At 37.0% G+C, this 18,377-nt stretch carries 15 protein-coding genes; 7 read left to right on the top strand and 8 right to left on the bottom strand.

The features are described from left to right. The 6 genes from AC07U8_RS13330 to AC07U8_RS13305 all read right to left on the bottom strand — a co-directional run bounded on the left by AC07U8_RS13330 (position 1) and on the right by AC07U8_RS13305 (position 7,689). Positions 1-810 (bottom strand): ChbG/HpnK family deacetylase, encoded by an 810-nt coding sequence (locus tag AC07U8_RS13330; RefSeq protein ID WP_494738028.1) that lies wholly within the window; start codon positions 808-810, stop codon positions 1-3. A gap of 319 nt (positions 811-1,129) precedes the next feature. Next, positions 1,130-2,419, bottom strand: a complete 1,290-nt coding sequence (gene gltP, locus AC07U8_RS13325) for a glutamate/aspartate:proton symporter GltP (RefSeq protein WP_004822623.1) — start codon at positions 2,417-2,419, stop codon at positions 1,130-1,132. A gap of 277 nt (positions 2,420-2,696) precedes the next feature. Continuing rightward, positions 2,697-3,806 carry an ABC transporter permease gene (locus AC07U8_RS13320; RefSeq protein WP_494738027.1) on the bottom strand — a complete coding sequence of 370 codons (1,110 nt, stop codon included), beginning with the start codon at positions 3,804-3,806 and terminating at the stop codon, positions 2,697-2,699. Then, the gene (locus AC07U8_RS13315; RefSeq protein WP_419263094.1) at positions 3,799-4,932 is read right to left on the bottom strand and encodes an ABC transporter permease; all 1,134 of its coding nucleotides are present in this window, start codon (positions 4,930-4,932) and stop codon (positions 3,799-3,801) included. Before AC07U8_RS13315 ends, AC07U8_RS13320 begins: the two co-directional genes overlap by 8 nt. A gap of 2 nt (positions 4,933-4,934) precedes the next feature. Beyond that, on the bottom strand, positions 4,935-6,182 hold the full coding sequence (locus AC07U8_RS13310) for an HlyD family secretion protein (protein WP_494738026.1): 1,248 nt from the start codon (positions 6,180-6,182) through the stop codon (positions 4,935-4,937). A 13-nt stretch (positions 6,183-6,195) separates the two neighbouring features. Further along, a complete protein-coding gene (locus tag AC07U8_RS13305) occupies positions 6,196-7,689 on the bottom strand; it encodes a TolC family protein (protein WP_494738025.1) in 1,494 nt (497 codons plus the stop codon). Between the two features lie 198 nt (positions 7,690-7,887). On the opposite strand from AC07U8_RS13305, the gene AC07U8_RS13300 reads away from it, so the two are divergent. Together AC07U8_RS13300 and AC07U8_RS13295 are read left to right on the top strand one after the other, a co-directional pair. Beyond that, positions 7,888-8,298, top strand: a complete 411-nt coding sequence (locus AC07U8_RS13300; protein WP_494738024.1) for an SRPBCC domain-containing protein — start codon at positions 7,888-7,890, stop codon at positions 8,296-8,298. A gap of 85 nt (positions 8,299-8,383) precedes the next feature. Then, on the top strand, positions 8,384-8,980 hold the full coding sequence (locus AC07U8_RS13295) for a LysE family translocator (protein ID WP_151802665.1): 597 nt from the start codon (positions 8,384-8,386) through the stop codon (positions 8,978-8,980). 40 nt (positions 8,981-9,020) lie between these two features. Here AC07U8_RS13295 and AC07U8_RS13290 read toward each other — a convergent pair whose 3' ends face one another. Beyond that, positions 9,021-9,833 carry an AraC family transcriptional regulator gene (locus AC07U8_RS13290; protein ID WP_494738023.1) on the bottom strand — a complete coding sequence of 271 codons (813 nt, stop codon included), beginning with the start codon at positions 9,831-9,833 and terminating at the stop codon, positions 9,021-9,023. Between the two features lie 350 nt (positions 9,834-10,183). On the opposite strand from AC07U8_RS13290, the gene serC reads away from it, so the two are divergent. Next, positions 10,184-11,263 carry a 3-phosphoserine/phosphohydroxythreonine transaminase gene (serC, locus tag AC07U8_RS13285; RefSeq protein WP_239045354.1) on the top strand — a complete coding sequence of 360 codons (1,080 nt, stop codon included), beginning with the start codon at positions 10,184-10,186 and terminating at the stop codon, positions 11,261-11,263. A 1,150-nt stretch (positions 11,264-12,413) separates the two neighbouring features. On the opposite strand, the gene AC07U8_RS13280 is transcribed toward serC, so the two are convergent. Further along, positions 12,414-13,343, bottom strand: coding sequence for a hypothetical protein (locus AC07U8_RS13280; protein WP_494738600.1), 930 nt, complete (start codon positions 13,341-13,343; stop codon positions 12,414-12,416). Positions 13,344-13,618: 275 nt separating this feature from the next. Between AC07U8_RS13280 and AC07U8_RS13275 the strand changes: the two genes are divergently transcribed. The 4 genes from AC07U8_RS13275 (at position 13,619) to AC07U8_RS13260 (ending at position 18,361) form a co-directional block, all read left to right on the top strand. Further along, positions 13,619-14,089 (top strand): YaiI/YqxD family protein, encoded by a 471-nt coding sequence (locus tag AC07U8_RS13275; RefSeq protein ID WP_004724361.1) that lies wholly within the window; start codon positions 13,619-13,621, stop codon positions 14,087-14,089. Between the two features lie 190 nt (positions 14,090-14,279). Further along, the gene (locus AC07U8_RS13270) at positions 14,280-15,188 is read left to right on the top strand and encodes a DMT family transporter (protein ID WP_303577824.1); all 909 of its coding nucleotides are present in this window, start codon (positions 14,280-14,282) and stop codon (positions 15,186-15,188) included. A 298-nt stretch (positions 15,189-15,486) separates the two neighbouring features. Next, positions 15,487-16,878, top strand: coding sequence for an LLM class flavin-dependent oxidoreductase (locus AC07U8_RS13265; protein WP_494738022.1), 1,392 nt, complete (start codon positions 15,487-15,489; stop codon positions 16,876-16,878). A 232-nt stretch (positions 16,879-17,110) separates the two neighbouring features. Further along, positions 17,111-18,361: an SfnB family sulfur acquisition oxidoreductase gene (locus AC07U8_RS13260; RefSeq protein WP_494738021.1), complete on the top strand. Its 1,251-nt coding sequence runs from the start codon at positions 17,111-17,113 to the stop codon at positions 18,359-18,361. Positions 18,362-18,377: the final 16 nt, after the last annotated feature.

The following is an 18,377-nucleotide window of genomic DNA, read 5'->3' as shown; positions in this document are numbered from 1 at the left end:
TCATAGCATTTGGCCTATTGGTTGGAGTTCAATATTGAAAGTTTTACAATCCCTAAAAAATTGTTCAGAGTTGAAATATTGGTACTCATCAATACGAGCATCTTGGATTCCATCAAATTCTTTTGGTTGAGCGGCAGCAGGGTGGCACATGATCAATAACCCATTTTGAGCGGATTTTAGCCATTCATAATTCAGTGCAGCATAATTTTCATTCTTGAAATCATAAATTCCAGCAAAATAAGTATTCGTTTTGAAATGATTTTTTTGACTAAGTTTTAGTGTCTTTTTAGCACCAAGATATTCTAATGTTTTGCTTTTGAACTGATATTTATGAATAGAAATGGTGTGATCTAGATTGCGAATCCACCCGTTAAAGTTTTTTTCTTTTAATACATCGATTAAAACTTCACGAATGACAGGAAATTGGTGGATATGTTGGTGTCCATCTACAAAATTTGGCTGTGTACCAAGTGCTTCAACAAAAAGTTCCCATTGCTGAATAATGCTTGTTCTTATTTTTTCTTTATTTAAAGTTCTTGACCATGCTCTTAACATGAGTTCATTAAGTGGATAATAAAGGAAGTTGCTATGGTCAAAATAATGGGTAAAGTTAAGATGTAAACCAATTTCAATTGGATGATTTATCTCCGCTTTAAGCGCACGTAATTTATTTGCGTGTTTATGCCAAATTGGTGATTGCGTCATACATGATGTTGCTTGCAAGGCATTTTTTTTAAGAAGTACACATACGGCATGACTGATTTCATCATTCAATGCAAAATCATCAGCACAATAACAAATCATTTTCATGTGTAGCACTTCCAATTGTTTATAGTGATTAAAAATTAAACAAAATTGTATTCCACATGTTCTTAGAACATATTGGACTGCTACTATTAAAAATATGACTTAAAATAACCTGAATCGGAACTTAAAACGTTTTAAGCAAGAAAAGCCGAATCAACTGTTATAATCTAAGTTTTTGAAATTTATAAAAATATTAAAATAATTATTTATCTGCAGTTTAAGCAAGTATATGCATTTATTTTGTAAGTAAATTTACCGCTTAAATTTTGATAACTATAGCGTATAAAAAACCACCCGAAGGTGGTTTCTCTGATCTTAAAAATTAATGTGTGGCATCAAAATTATAAGATTTTTGTTTTTCAGTATCGAATTTGCCTTCCCATTTACTAATCACGAGTACAGCAAGTGCATTACCAATCACATTCAATACAGTACGGGCCATATCTAAAATACGGTCAATACCTGCAATAAATGCTAAGCCTTCTAGTGGGATACCCACGCTGCCTAAAGTTGCCAATAGAACCACGAAAGACACACCAGGAACGCCTGCGATACCTTTAGAGGTAATCATCAGGGTCAAGACCAAAACAAGCTGTTGAGTGATGGTTAAATCAATACCGTAAAGTTGTGCAATAAAGATAGCAGCAATACTTTGATAGAGTGTTGAACCATCTAAGTTAAATGAATAACCGATAGGAACAACAAAACTGGTAATTGATTTTGGCGCACCATAAGCTTCCATTTTTTCCATCATACGTGGTAAAACGGTTTCAGAGCTTGCAGTGGAGTAGGCAAGAATAAGTTCATCTTTTAAGATTTTGATAATTGTCCAGATACTGAAACCACAGAATCTAGCCACAAAACCAAGCACAATAAAGATAAAGAACAGGATTGCCCCATAAACTAAAACAGCAAGTTTAATTAATGGTAATAATGAACTAAAACCAAAGTTTGCTACAGTCGCAGCGATCAAACCGAATACACCAAATGGTGCAAACATCATGATCATGTGAGTTACTTTGAACATTGTTTCAGAAACAGCTTTTAACACGTCAATTAACGGTTGCTTGGTTTCTTTAGACAATGAACCTAGACCAATACCGAAAATCACTGCAAAGAAAATAATCGGCAACATGTGCCCATCACCCATTGCAGCAAAAATATTCGGTGGGATAAGTGAAAGAACTGTATTCACTAAGCCATGAGCTTCATGGCTGACTTCCTGTGTCGTTTCTTTATATTGCGAAATATCAGAGGTTGTCAGTGTAGACATATCAATGCCTGCACCAGGTTGGAATACATTGGCAGCAACTAAGCCTACAATAATTGCAACTGTCGTAATAATCTCAAAATAAACAATGGTTTTTAACCCAAGTTTACCGACACTTTTACTGTCACCCGCATTGGCAATTCCTAAAATCAGCATGGAAAGCACAAGTGGAATTACAATCATTTTGATCAGATTAATGAAAATCTTACCCAATGGTTGTAAAAAGTTTGCAATGATGTCACCGCGAATTTCAGGTGCGTTGTGCAAAAAAGCACCAACAAGAATACCTAAGAAGAGCGCAATAACAATTTGCCAAGCGAGGCTAATTCTCATTTTCTTCATACTGAGCCCTTAAAATTCAGATTTTGGCGAAAAGGAAAACTCTATCAAAAAAACACAAAAGAAATCCCGCTAAAGCATGTGGGTGCCTTAGGGTGGGAGATTCTGAGTATTCAGAGTATTTCGAAAATGGCCTATTCTGACGCTATTTGCGTCAGCAATACTAACTTTTTTATCAAAAACGCGTTCAAATGATTAAAAATAGTTCAGTTTGATTAAAATATTCGATTTTATTGTTAATTTTAATTCATTATATAAATTAAATTTCACACAACTATTCTTATTTTTTATATGTTTGCGTTAGGCGTATATATGCCCATATCATTAAAATTCCTGTTAAGCATACGAGATAAATTAACTTAGGAATAACCACCTGAATCGGCACACCCATTTGATTTAACTGAATAAATAAATTAATCCCTTGAGTGGACGGGAAGAGGTGAGCAAAATACTGCATCCAAGTCTGCATTGCTTGCAGGGGCCAAGCTGCACCTGAGAGTAAAAATAATGGAATTGAGGTGAAAACGATCAGATGTCCAGCACGTTCTGAAATATCTAGATAGCTGGCTAAGAGCATTGCCATTGCAATCACACAACTGATAAAAATCGGAACGGAAAACAGCATGCCCCAGAAATTGCCGCCTCTCGGGTAATCATTGATCCAGTAAGTGAAACCAAATAGATAATAGCAGCCGAGGCAACCAATCGTGAGCGCTGCTAGATAAATTCCAAAAAACTCAGCGGTTGTGGCTCGCCATCGTCGTTCACGATACCCTGCAATCAACATGCACAGACCTAGAACAATAGTCTGGTGAATGATCAGCGGTGCAATTGCAGGAAAGATATAACTGCCATATCCTGAAAGTGTATTAAACAACGGGATTTGATGGATCGGAAGCGCGACTTGGAAATGTGAAATTTTGCCAAACCTTTCGGCTTGTTCTGCAACAGCATTTTCAATTGCAGTGGCTAAGCCTAAACCAATCTGTTTGGTTTTAAGAAAATAAGCACTACTGAGATATAAACCAATACCACCAGCCTCACCTCGAACCACACTATTGGATAGGTTCTCTGGTAATAACAAAATACCATCGGCTTTTTGCTCTTGAACCATGCGTTTTGCTTGTTCAAAATTTCCAGTAATTTCAGTAATTTTTACATTGGGACTTTTGCCAACTTCAGTAATGATGGTATTGCTCAGATAGCTTTGTTCTTCATCTACAATAATAATCGGTAAACTTTCAGCCGTTTGCGCTTTATAGGCTGTAGGATAAAAAATGCTATAAAAAAATACTGAAAGTACCATGGTGGTCAAAATAGACGAGTTTTTCCCAATATTTTTAAAAGTGTCTACATAGTATCGAGCGAGCTCTTTAAAGAATTTAATCATGTTTTACTCCTTTTAAATTTTTATTGAGGAGTAAACTTGATAATGCAAAATAGAAAATACAATATGCGGCAAGAATAGCTAGAGGAATCATCGAAATAAAACTAGGACTGCCAACAACCCATTGCTCAGTTTGTAATTTCGCATAAGGTGTATAGGGAATAATATTGGCCCAAAATTTGGTAAAAATTGGTGCATTATTTAAGGGAAGCGTTACGCCTGCAAAACTCAGCGAGGAGCCACCATAGACTGCAATAAATCCAAAAGTTTTAGATAAATTTTTAGTTGCGAGAACGACGGTACTACTGATCAGTGCATAGGCTGAATAAAGTAAGAACTGTCCAAGTAAAATCATCCATAGACTGCCAGCAATGAACCAACCTCGGATCGCCACCAGCCAAAACAGCCATACCCAAGTCCAAAAACAGAAAATTAACACATAGACCATATTTTTTGCCAAAAGTGCATTCAATACAGATTTGTCTTGGACCCATTGATTTAAGGTGCCGTATTTCAATTCTTGACCCACTGCAAAAGCCACACAACAACACAGCAATAAGTGCAAAATTGCTGGAATCATAAAAGGTTCTAAATAGAACTCATAACTGAGATTGGGGTTGAACAGGGGAGAAATTTTTATATTTGCGGTGGAAAGTTCAACATAAGGAATTTTATTTTCAAAATATGAATTTTTGGCAAAATCAGCAATGGCTTCAACTGTAGAGAGAAGCATTGCTGAAGAAATTCCATTACCAATACTAAAATAGGACTGATTAAAAGCAATACTGATCTGTGCATCTTGTGCTTGAACCATGCGTTGTTCAGCACCTGGTGGAATATGCACATATCCCCAAATCTTGGTCTGATTGAGCAGATGCTCAACTTCATTGGGATTGTCTGATACTGTGTAGATTGAAAGGGTATGATTATGACTCAGATACTTTTCTATATTGCGACTCAGTTCACTTTGATCTTGATCAATAATTGCAATCGGTAAATGTTCAGCTTTTCCTGCATAAAACATACTACTGAATAAAATAATCACAAAGAGCGGGGCAAGTGTGACTAAGCATAAATCCCATTTATGCTTGAGCAAATATTGAAGCTCTCTTAACATGCCCGTCCACATGTTTATTGGCTCTCTTTTAATTTAAAGATCACACTCATGCCTACTTTTAATTCAGGCACGGCTTCAGCGGGTGTAAGCTTGACTTTAAAACTACGAATATCATATCCACCTGTCTGACGTGTGGTTTTAATAGTTGCAAACTCACCTTCAGCATCTATATTTTTGATGTTAAATGACACTGTTTTATTGAGTGCGGGTATAAAACCATCTAAGCTTTTTGCTTGATAAACTTGGGTGTATTGATCTTCACGGACATTTAAACTGACCCAATTTTCTTCATCTTGAATAATACTCACAACAGGGACACCAATAGCCACCAGTTCTGAGGGTTTACCATAAGTTTTAGATACAGTGCCGTTTACAGGAGAATATAGTTTGGTTTCTGCCTCTAAAGCATTGGCTTCCGCAACAGCGGCTTTTGCAATTTCGACTTGTGCATCAGCCCCAGATTTTTGTTCAGCGGTACTGCCACGTTTTGTACGTGCATATTGCTGGTAAGCGGCTTCACTCATTTGCGTGGCTGATTGCGCAGCGGCATGCATTTCATCACGGCGTTGACGCGAAATTACCCCTTGTGCAAAGAGGTTAGCACCACGTTGATAGGTCGTTTTTGCAAGATTTTCTTGCGCTTTTACACTTTGCCAATTGGCATATAAGGTATCAATATTTTCTTGTTGAGAACCTCTGTCTGCCGTCGATTGTAAGGCTAAGGCGGATTGTAAACTTGCCAGCGCTTGTTGTTTTTTGGCAGCAATTTCTGGACTACTTAGGGTAACTAACAATTGTCCTTTTTCAATTTTTTGACCATCGCTGACAAAGATGCCTTCTATCCGACTTGGAACTTTAGTGCTGACATGTAATGTTTCAGCCTCAACACGTCCTTGAACATCGACTGTTTTAGGTTGATAACTTTTCCATAGACCAAACGCAATCAATCCCAATAATAGAATTAAAATTATTGCGCCAATGACCAGAATTGTTTTCTTTTTAGAAGGTTTTTGATCAGCGTTGATGTTTGTCGCAGCACTTTGTTCCTGTGCTGAATCTCTGTTTGGTGTCTTTTTTTCAGCTTCAATTTGATCTGCTATAGGTTGTTGCGATATAGATGTATCAGTCGGATCTGTATTGTTCTGTGTATTCATTTCTGGATGAAGTAAATTTTCATTTGATGAAATATCTGAGTTTGCATCAGTTTTTGAAGTTGAAGATGAATCATTTTTTCCATTGTGATGGTCATGTTGTTTTGTCATTTTATGCTCCATCTTAACGAATATAGTCTGTATTAGTTTGATTGACATAGTCTTTGAATTGTTCAATAGAACCATGGCTTTGTAGCAAAGTTGCTAGAGAGAGCACGTATTTATAGGCATTGAGTGCTTTTTCAGTTTTGAGTAGGCTGAGTTGATTCTGTGCATCGATGACTTGAGTGGCGGTGCCCATATCTTCTTTAAATGATAATTGTTGGATTCTTAAATTCTCTAACACGGCTTGTTCATTTTGTTGCAGTAATTGATTGGACTGCTGTGCTGTGGCGAGTTCACTATAGGATTTGTAAATAATATTCTCAATCTCTTGTTGGGTGCGCGCTGTCATAAGCTCTGTTGCATATCTTTGTAATTCAGCAGCCTGGACATTTTTGTTTTTATCAATCCCTGAAAATAGGTTGTAGCGAGCAGCAACACCCACAATCCAGTTTTGGTTTTGATCTAAACTATATTCCCCGAAAGCAAAAAGTGTTGGTTTTTTTGCGGCGCTCTGTATTTTGACATTCTGATTGGCAAGCTGAGTGTCCATTTGCATTTTTCGAACCAGGCTTGATGTTTCAGGATAAGAAGCAAGGAGTTGATTGAGTGATTGGCTTTGCTGACGATTGACAAATAAAGGTGTCGTCAGTTGATCAATTCTGGATTTATGTAATAAATTTTGAAGTTGGAACTGACTGGCTTGTAAATTTGCCGAAGCATTTTGTTCTGAACGCTGGGCATTATTGCGTGCAACTTCAAATTGCATGCGCTGTCCTTTACTAATAAAACCCTGTTTTTCAAGTTTGAGTGAATTATCATAGTGTTGTTGCATTGCACTCAAATTGAATTGACTGGCATTGAACAGCTGTTGTTGTAATTGCACATTAAAATACGCCTGAATCACTTCAAAACGTTGTGCATCTTGCTGTTGTTTAGCATCGAGTTGGCTACGTTCAACTTTTAAATTGGCAATCTGTTTTGTTGTCGAAGTAATCCCGCCAGTATAAATTGGCATCATCACAGAAACTGTAGGGCGAACAACTTTATCTTCAAGGACAACATTGGCTGTATCTGGAATTAAGCCAATACCACTATGAATTCCTTGGTTTAGCCCTTGTTTTAAAGGATCTGTGATATTCGATGGAATGTTCTGTTCAGATTGCCATTGATCAACCCGATCATTCACCCCTTGTGAAAGCGTCTGTTCAAGATTATTTTTGACCTCATTTAGTGGAATATCTGTTTCAGTATGAAACTTATAGGCACGTACATTTAAATCGATGCGAGGTAGACCAATATTTTTGACGGCCTCTGCTTGAAGTTTAGATGCTTGATTGAGTGCTTGATTGGCTTGGGTGGTATAAGAATTTTCAAGTAAATATTGTTCTGCTTGTACATAGCTTAGATTTTCAGCAAAGGTGACGGATACAAAGGCCATATTTAAGGCTGCAAAACTGCTTACTTGTATCAATTTTGATAATGCTTTAAGTGGATAGCAAGTTTTAAATTTCATCTGAAAAATCATCAGCATTTGTTTAAATTTGAGACTATTCTAACCTTGAATGACTAGAATAAATAATCTAAATGTATACTTTAATATGTGTGGTTTTTGTAGTTTCGATAATGAGTATAGATACGATTAAATTATAATCAAAAACATGATGATTCAATCAATAAATTGAATCTCAAAATATATGTAGGGAGAATAAAAATGGCAAGAATTACCGTTGAGTCCGTGGTCACAGCGCCAATCGAATTGGTTTGGGATATTTATAATAATCCAGAGGATATACAACAATGGAATACCGCTTCAGCGGATTGGCACACGGTCAATTCTAAAAATGATTTACGTGTGGGTGGTCAATTTTCAAATCGTATGGAAGCCAAAGATGGCAGTATGGGCTTTGATTTTGCGGGTACATATACTGAAATTATTCCCCTGAAAAAAATTGCCTATTCTTTTGGCGAGCGAAATGCTGAAGTTCACTTTGCACAGAAAGATGATGCTGTTGTGGTGAGAATTAGTTTTGATCCTGAAACGATCTATCCGATTGAGCAACAGCAAGCAGGTTGGCAAGCAATTTTAGATAATTTTGCTCGCTATGTAGAAAATAAAGTTTAGTTCTGCACAAACGTACAATACAAAACATTTGCACAGACTTACTTTGATCTTCTGAAATTCGTTTAGATCAAAGTTGAGTGTTGTTGTGGAAATCTTTCTTTATACCTTGAGTGTGATGTATAGCCCCGGTCCTGTAAATTTCATTGGATTGAATTCAGGACTGCTTGGGCAGCTTAAACAATCCATCGGTTTTTTCATTGGGGTGGGTTGTGCAATGTTATTTCTATTTCTGACCTTGGGCTATGTTGGTGAGGCTGTTATTCCTCACCACTGGCTACACTATATTTCTTTGGTCGGGGCGGTGTATACCTTTTATATGGCCATTAAAATGTTGACAGCCTATTTAGAAAGTACTGACAAAGCCGAACATCAACTGAGCTTCTTAAATGGTTTCTTAATTCAATTATTTAATCCTAAAGGGATTCTGGTTATTTTACCCGTCACGACAATTATGTATCCTGCTGCTAAAATTACAGGTGTGATGATTTTCGTTGTATCTTTGATCATTTCAATGGGTGCTGCTGGAGCGCCATTTGTATATGCTTTGGCAGGCAGGTTTTTAGGAGATAAAATTTCTGATCCTAAATGGTTTAATTATTTAAATAAAATTATGGCAATCATGCTGATTGTTACAGGACTTGGAATGCTACGCGATTTTATTATAGGAATGAATTTGCTGTGATGAAGCACCAGTTTGAAATGAATCTGTATGTATTTTACGCCTAAGGCAAGTGATTGATCTTTTTCCAATGCGCAGGGCTGAGCCCAAACGCTTGTTTAAAATGTCGGGTCATATGGCTTTGATCATAAAATCCAGCATCTGTTGCCGCCGCAACCAAAGAAGCCCCTTTGATTAAATTGATTTTAACTTTTTCCAGCCTGCGCATGGTTAAATAACGATGTGGGCTGGTTCCAAATAATAAACGAAAGTCGCGTGACAAACTCCAACGGTCGCGTCCAATATTTTTTTCTAAATCATCCAAGCTGATATTTCGTTCAGATACAGCATGAATAAATTCTCGAGCTTGTTCTGCTGCACGATAATCAAAACTCAGTCGTTGTGATAATGGTTGAACAGAAATTTCATTTAAAGCCATGGCCAGATCATACAGCGCATCTTCTTCTTCCAAGACTTCCATATGATTTTCGATGCTTTGTAGAAAAGTATTGGTGGCTTTAAATAATCGAGGATCTGTGCTGATCCCGTGTTGGATAAAGGGGAGAGGTTTACCCATTAAAATAGATTGAATTTTTGCAGGTTCTATATACACCATACGATAGCGGAAACCGTCTTGAGTACCTGATTCACCATCATGTTTTTCATCAGGATGCAGCACCATGGTCATACCTTGCTGGCTATGTTGCATGACACCTTGATAATGAAAACTTTGAACGCCTGAAAGTGTGCGACCAATGGCATAGGTATCATGCCGATGCGGTTCATAGGCATGATCATTAAAAAATGCTTCGATACGTTCAAATCGATCTGTTTCCGATGCTGTGCGAATCCAATCCTGATGATTTGATGCTGGCATTGAACATCTACCAATGAATAAAGTTTAAGCTGGATAAATTATAACTGAGTTCAGCTGATAAATTGAGTTTTCTATTGGTATATGGTTATGCGCAATGAATGTTCTAGTCTTGTGCAGTCAGCTAGAAAAGCAGGTAGATAACAAGTCATTGTTTTAGCGTTGTGTTTAAAATATCAATGAGCAGTCTAGCTAGAATATTTTGCTTCTCTCAATATCGATAGTTAATTGAATTATCAACTCTAAATCTCTAAACATATTGAAATATTGACTGACAAAGCTACTGCATGAAAGGTCGATTTGTGGTTAAATGCGCCTATTTCATTCGTTTCACTTTTAAAAAGGGAAAAATCATGCGCGCGTACAATTTCTGTGCTGGTCCTGCTGCATTACCTACTGCCGTTTTAGAAAAAGCTCAGGCTGAGTTATTGGATTGGCATGGTAAAGGCTTATCCATCATGGAAATGAGCCATCGTAGCAAAGACTATGTGGCTGTCGCTGAAAAAGCAGAAGCAGACTTACGTAAATTGATGAACATTCCAGAGAACTATAAAGTATTGTTCTTACAAGGTGGTGCATCACTTCAGTTTTCTGCAATTCCACTCAATTTATTGGGTAAAAATTCTAAAGCTGATTATATTCATACTGGGATTTGGTCAGAAAAAGCCACTCAAGAAGCGCAACGTTATGGCGATATCAATATCGTTGAAGCGGCAACAAGCATCAATGGAAAGCTTGCAATTTCTGAGCAAAGTACATGGAACTTGTCAGACGATGCGGCTTATGTCCATTATGCTGAAAATGAAACAATTGGCGGTATTCAATTTGCCAATATTCCAGAAACAGATAAACCTTTAGTTTCTGATTTTTCATCAAGTATTTTATCAGCACCATTAGACGTATCTAAGTTTGGTTTGATCTATGCTGGAGCACAAAAGAATATTGGTCCAGCAGGTTTAACCCTTGTGATCGTGCGTGATGATTTATTGGATCAAGCAAAACCTGAAATTCCAAGCTTGTTAAAATATGGTTCACAAGCAAAGAATGATTCTATGGTGAATACGCCAGCAACTTATGCTTGGTATTTGTCTGGTTTGGTTTTTGAATGGTTACTTGAGCAGGGCGGTGTAGACGCAATGTATAAAACCAATCTTGAAAAATCTAAATTGCTATATGGTTATATTGATTCTAGTGATTTTTATAATAACCCGATCGCACTTCCAAACCGTTCAATCATGAATGTACCGTTTACTTTAGCAGATGAAGCACTGGATAAATTATTCTTGAAAGAAGCTGAAGAAAATTATTTGCTCAATCTTGCGGGTCATCGTTCAGTGGGTGGTATGCGAGCAAGTATTTATAACGCTGTACCTTTGGAAGGCGTACAAGCACTTGTCAACTTTATGGATGACTTTGCTCAACGTAACGGCTAATCTTACTTCAAAACATTTAAATGATTTGTTGTGGTCGATCAGCACCTAATTTTCTCCCTTGATTGAATAAACAGGGGAGGGGAAATTATAGGGTCTGTTGACATTTCATAAATGGCTTGCGTTGTAGGTTAAAATTGAGCAGGCAAGGCATGAAACGAAGAGAATAGCGAGACTATTTTTGAGTTTCATAACGAAGGCTGAGATAATTTTAGCCACAACCCTTCGGGACTTGTGTGTTTTTTGCCGCTACGTCGTTACGAACTACTCATTTAGAATGACTAAATTTCGTATTTCGCGTCTAGTATCGCCTAAAAAACACACGTAGTCGCAAACGTAGACGAATTGTCAACAGACCCTAAAGTCCTAGACATAAAAAAATCCCTCCAGAGTGAGGGATTTTTTTATGTGAGATAAATGTCGTAAAACATTAAGTCGTCGGGAATATGCCTAATATATGGATCATCATTGCAGCTAAAAACATACCTAGAACAAAAAAGCAGCAGGCTCCTTTATCCAAGCGTAAGTGAAAACCACTAACTTGATTGATTAGACTAGTCGATTGTTCAGGTATAATTTTCATTACTGAGCCTAGATTTTTAAATTATTGTTTAAATCCTATTGGTTCGTCGTATTTTTAACATAATTGACTGGTTAAATAAAGTGCTAAATTACATTATTAATATGTTGCGGCTTTTATTATCTCCCGATCAATAAAAATATTATGAATTTATAATCATGGTTTTGTGGATAGATTGTGGATAACTTGACTATTTTTTAGTCTTTATATGGATAATAATCCGATTTAGGTATAAAAACGAAGTCTTTTTTTTAACAAGTTCATGATATTTATTGGTTTAATTTTTATGCTTAAGCTGCTGTTTTTAAATTTATTTTTAAATTCGTTTTCTTGAGATTTTTCAAATAGGGGAATGTATTTATTATTTAAATAAACAGGCGATATTCTTCAACTTAAATAATTTTAAAAAGGCCTGATTATTTAATTTTGAATTTAAACTGTGGATAACTGGTAAATTTGAATTCAAAAAGATAAAAAGTGAGAGCATCTATTTAGATATAATAGAAATGTTACAAAACATGTAATAAAAAAGCATGATGGGTTTTCCATCATGCTGATCATGTGTTTTTTGAATCAAGCAGCAGAATAAATGTTTGCTTGAATCCAGATATTACCGCGAATATATTGTCCAATTTCAAAATTTTTGAAAGCAGGATTCTTGGTTGCGATACGGACTAAGATTGCAGGTTGGTTCTCTTCAAGAATTAAAGTCACATCATAAAGGGTATAGTCTTGTTGCATAAACTGCATTTGAGTTTTACCGACCACTTTACCTTGAAACCAAGCTTCATCCTCTTGCCCTAGCGTTTCTCCATAGAGGTATGCCACCATTTTAGAAAAATCAACAGTAACAGGCGCTTTATCATCTTCTGACTTCGCTTCCCATGCATCAATTTGCTCTTGAAGGTTCTCAGGTGCAATACCATTATTTTGTGACAGGATATCGTTTAATGCACGATGGTGTTTGATTGAAGCAGGATCATCAACAATGATTTGTTCATGGTCAGAAACTTTTTCAAGTTCATAGGCCCATGCATTCAGTTGAACTTTATACTGCTGGTCTTGCATATATTGATGGCCGTTTACACTGTACAAACTGTCAAATGCATAAACTACACTATTTGTTCCTACCTTTAAGCTAAGTACTGCTTGAGTATTGGTTTTACAGGTAATAATACGGTCAATAGAAGCATTTAATTGATAGGGACTTTCAAAACTTGGGAAAGCCGTTTTTACAGCTTTAGGTTTGTTATTCTCAACATCAATCACTTGACAGAGCTGTACAGAAGAACCGCTTGGACCTTGGATTAACCAAGTTGATACATCCATATCGCATTCTTTTGAACAAAGCCCCATGGGCATCACTGGTGCATCCAAAGCCAAACCTAACCATTTGGGCACTTCGGACGTTGGATTTTCAGTCAATAGACTCCAATGTTCGACATGGCTACCAAAATTCTGATCTTCTATGATAATTGTTTCAGGTCTGTTTTGATTGTTCATTTTCACGATTTTAAATGCCTCTCTTATGCTATTAAATCGAGGGTGATTGCTAGATTTCAAGTCCTGAAATGTAAAATCATAAGAAAAACCAGAATATTAAACTCAATTGTCATAAACCACGTCCAAAATTGTACTTTTAATCACCAAAAGCGAAATGCAAAGTTTGATTGAATCTGAAAGTCGTTAAAGATTTGCACGATAAATAAAAGAATATGCATAGGACAGCGAAGCGGCATTTTGCTAAAATATTGAAAAATCTTTATCAGAGATGTTGTGTGCTGCCATTTAAACTTTGGGTCGATGCAGATGCTTTACCTAAAATTCTTCGTGAAGTGATCTTACGTGCATCAGACCGTTATCAATTAGAAGTTACTTTTGTTGCAAACCAGCCTGTGGGCATTACACCGTCTGTACGGATCAACTCAATTCAAGCAATGTCAGGTGCAGATCAAGCGGACCAAGAAATTGTTGATCGGATGGGGGAGCATGATATTGTGATTACTCAGGATATCCCTTTAGCGGCACAGGTCATTGAAAAGGGCGGTGTGGCAATTCATCCACGTGGAGAGGTGTACACTTCAGCCAACGTCAAAGCTCGCTTACATTTGCGTGATTTTATGGATACTTTGCGCGGTGCAGGTGTACAAACAGGTGGGCCACCACCGATTTCTGAGCGTGATAAACGTGAGTTTTCGAGTAGCTTAGACCAAACTATTCTCAAGCAGAAACGTAAGACTTCGATATAAGTTTAACTCATGCTTTGAATAATCATCTGCGACTGATTTTTTCCACCTTTTGAATGACTCGACCTCGTTTTTCAATAGATCTTCACATTGTGTGATTAAGATTTAATTGAATTTGCAAAGATCAATGTAGAAATTCATTTTTAAACCCAGCACATTTTAATTCACATCCAGCAGTCATTTAGGAATCTATATGCCCTCCAAATCCAACCTGATGACGACTTATATTTTATTGGTCTTCATTTGGGCAAGTACGCCTTTGGCAATTGTATGGAGTGTGGCAGATTTACATATGATGTGGGCTTTGGTTTTGCGGTTTTTTATCGCCTTGCCGATTGCTTTAATTCTATTGCTGATTTTAAAAGTTAAATTACCGTACAATAAAATTGCTTTACATAGTTATTTAGCCGGCTCATTTAGTCTGATTGGTTCGCAAATTTTTACCTATGCTGCGACCAGTTATTTAAGTTCAGGTATTATTGCTTTGATGTTTGGATTAGCTCCAATTATGGCAGGGCTTATTGGTCGTTTTGTTTTTGGTCAAAGATTACTGGGAATTCAATGGCTTGGGATGCTGGTTGCTGTTATTGGCCTCGCCATTATTTGTACCAGTAGCGGGGCAAGTCAACATGTGCATCCTGTTGGAATCTTGTTGATGTTGATGAGTGTATTTACCTATGCTTTTTCGATCTTTTGGGTAAAAAAAGTAAATGCAGATGTTGTTCCGATGGCGCAAGCAACAGGTTCAATCTTGGTTTCTACGCTGGCTGCAATGTGTATTATTCCTTTTATTTGGCAGTATGCACCTACGCATATTCCAGAAACCAAATCATTATTAGCATTGATTTATACCGTATTGATGGCTTCATTACTGGCGATGTTTTGTTATTTTAAATTGGTGCAAAATATTAAAGCCACGACCTTGTCATTGACGACTGTGATGACCCCGATGATTGCCATGTTTTTAGGCGCGATGCTCAATAATGAAAAACCGACAATGAGTGTGTTTATTGGTGCGGCGGTTTTGATCTTTGGACTAATTTTATACTTCTATAAAGATTTTAAAGCACGTCAATTGCTGGCTAAAAAGATTGAAAATTAGTATCGAATTTTGCTTTTTCCTTTAGATTTTATCCTGAGTGATTAACCTCAAACTAAGTTTGGATTCATGCTTTTTAAATAAGATGTGTTTTTAATCTTTATACAAAGTTAATCATGATACTTACAGAATGATGAAAACTGAGATGATTGATTTTAAATAAACCACTTTGTATAAAATACTATATTCACTTCATTATTTTAGATAAAACCAATCATGATAATAATTGAAGATATTGAGATAAAAGAATAAAGATAAATGGCATAGGATAAAAATAATAACCAAGATGAGTTGAAGAGAAATGACGAAGCAGATCCGCTTTAACGCCTTTGAAATGAATTGTATTGCCCACCAATCTCCTGGTTTATGGCGTCATCCTTCAGATCGCTCGACAGAATATAAAGATATTGAGTATTGGACTGACCTTGCTAAAATCTTGGAAAAGGGCGTGTTTGATGGCATTTTTATTGCGGATGTACTTGGAATATATGATGTTTACCACCACAGTGCAGAACATGCATTAACAGGTGCAGTACAAGTCCCGGTCAATGATCCTTTGCAAATTGTCCCAGCGATGGCTGCGGTAACACGGCATTTAGGTTTCGGTGTAACTACATCAATATCTTTTGAACATCCTTATCCTTTTGCACGAAGAATCACTACATTAGATCATCTTACCAAAGGTCGGGTGGGATGGAATATTGTCACCTCCTATTTGGAAAGTGGTTCTAAGAACTTGGGGCTAACTACGCAATTAAATCATGATGATCGCTATGACATTGCCGATGAGTATTTAGAAGTGCTGTATAAGCTGTGGGAAGGGTCTTGGGAAAATGATGCTGTTTTAAGAGATAAGCAGGCTGGGATCTTTGCAGATCATACAAAAGTTCATCCTATTTTACATGAGGGGAAATACTTTAAAGTCCCCGGTATTCATATTTGTGAACCTTCGCCACAACGCACGCCTGTGCTATACCAAGCAGGTGCGTCAGATCGGGGACAAAAATTTGCAAGCCAAAATGCCGAATGTATTTTTATTGCGCCACCGTCAAAAATAGCAGCCAAGAAAATTGTTCAAAGTATTCGTGAAAAATTAAAGCAGGAAGGGCGAGATCCTTATGCGGTTAAAATTTATACCTTATTGTCAATTGTAACCGATGAAACGGATCAAAAGGCACAGGCGAAATTTAAAGAATATCAGTCTTATGGAAGCTATGATGGTGCTTTAACCTTGGTTTCAGGTTGGTCTGGTGTGGATTTTTCACAGTATCAACCGTATGATAAAGTTGAATATATTGAAACCAATGCAATCCAATCGATGCTAGATGCTTATGTCAATGCAGATCCTAACCGTATTTGGACCATTGAAGAAATTGCCCATTGGAATAGTGTGGGGGGAAATGGTCCTGTGTTGGTTGGTTCAGCACAAACGGTTGCAGATGAGTTACAACAATGGGTGGAAGATACCGATGTTGATGGTTTTAATTTTGCTTATATTCTTGCTCATCAAACTTTTATTGATATTGTAGATTTCATTGTACCTGAGCTACAACGCCGTGGTGTTTATCAAACAGAATATCGTCAGGGGACTTTACGAGAAAAACTATTTCAACAAAGTGCTTATTTGCCAGAGAATCATCGAGGTGCACAATATCGCAAAGACAATAAGAATAGCATAGCGCAAGCAAGTTAGTCTAAGTCTAATTTTAAATAAGCATCTAAAATAATTGTTTATTGCATATTGATTGTGCTCATCCTTTAGAAATTAGTCCACATTATGTGGGCTTTTTTTATGATTTTAATAGTTATGAATTTTAATGATAAATTTATGATTTTGTTTTGAATAATAAATGCATTTATTCATATAAATAGTATAAAAAAATAGTGCTAGTTTAAATCTATGCTTATTTAAAAGAGTAACAACAATGACGGATTTAAACCAAAAAAACTTTTCTTCTCAGACAGCGGTTCCTTTGCAATTTTTTGAATTGAATCATGATGCACATGTTATTCAATCGGATGCGGAAGCTATTCAAGTAGCGAAAAATTTGGCCAAAGAATTTGCCAAAGAGGCATCACAACGTGATTATGAACGTCGTTTGCCGCTTGAAGAGATACAGCTCTATTCACAAAGTGGTTTATGGGGAATTAATATTCCTCAGGCATTTGGTGGGGCTGAAGTGAAATATCGTACTTTAGCCGAAGTGGTGAAGAGCATTTCTAGTGTAGATCCTTCACTTGGACAAATTGCACAAAACCATTGGGCTTTTATTGAGCATCTCCGTTTAGACGCTAGTCCTGAACAACAACAATTTTTCTTTGCTGAAATTTTAAAAGGTCGACGTTTAGGCAATGCGTTTTCAGAAAAAGGTAGTAAGACCGTTGCTGACTTAGAAACCAAAATACATAAAACTGCCCAAGGTTATGAAATTAATGGTCAAAAATTCTTTGCTACAGGGGCTTTATTGGCACATTGGGTACCTGTCGTAGCAGTTAATGAAGATGGGCTGCCTGTGGTTGCCTTAACGCCACGAACCAGTGCAGGTCTGGAAATTGTCAATGATTGGTCTGGATTTGGACAAAGAACCACAGCGAGTGGAACTGTGTTACTAAAACAAGTTCAAGTTGATGAAAAATATATTGTGCCGATTCACAAAGCCTTTGAAAGACCTACAGCAGCAGGTGCGATTTCTCAATTTATTCAAGCCGCAGTAGATGCGGGTATTGCTCGTGGTGCAATTGATGAAACGATTCAATATGTACGCTTACATTCACGCCCTTGGATTGACTCAGGTTTAGAAAAAGCCAGCGATGATCCGTATACCATTGCAAGTATAGGGGAGTTAAAAATCAAATTACGTGCAGCCGAAGCTGTTTTAGACTTGGCTGGTGATGCAATTGATCAAGCAATTGCTGATCCATCTGAAGAGAATGCCAATCAGGCGGCATTACTGGTTGCAGAAGCCAAGGTATTAACAACTGAAATTGCCATTCTGGCTTCTAATAAATTATTTGAATTATCAGGTACTCGTTCAACATTGTCTGAATTAAATTTAGATCGCCATTGGCGCAATGCCCGTACCCATACTTTGCATGATCCTGTACGTTGGAAATTTAATTTAGTCGGTAATTATTATCTCAATAACATTCACTTACCACGCCATGCGTGGAGCTAAGAATAACAATAACCAA

Source organism: Acinetobacter sp. GW821-FHT01E09 (assembly GCF_059422385.1).
Note: the sequence above shows the minus strand (reverse complement) of the source record. Positions and strands in the feature narration are given on the sequence as shown.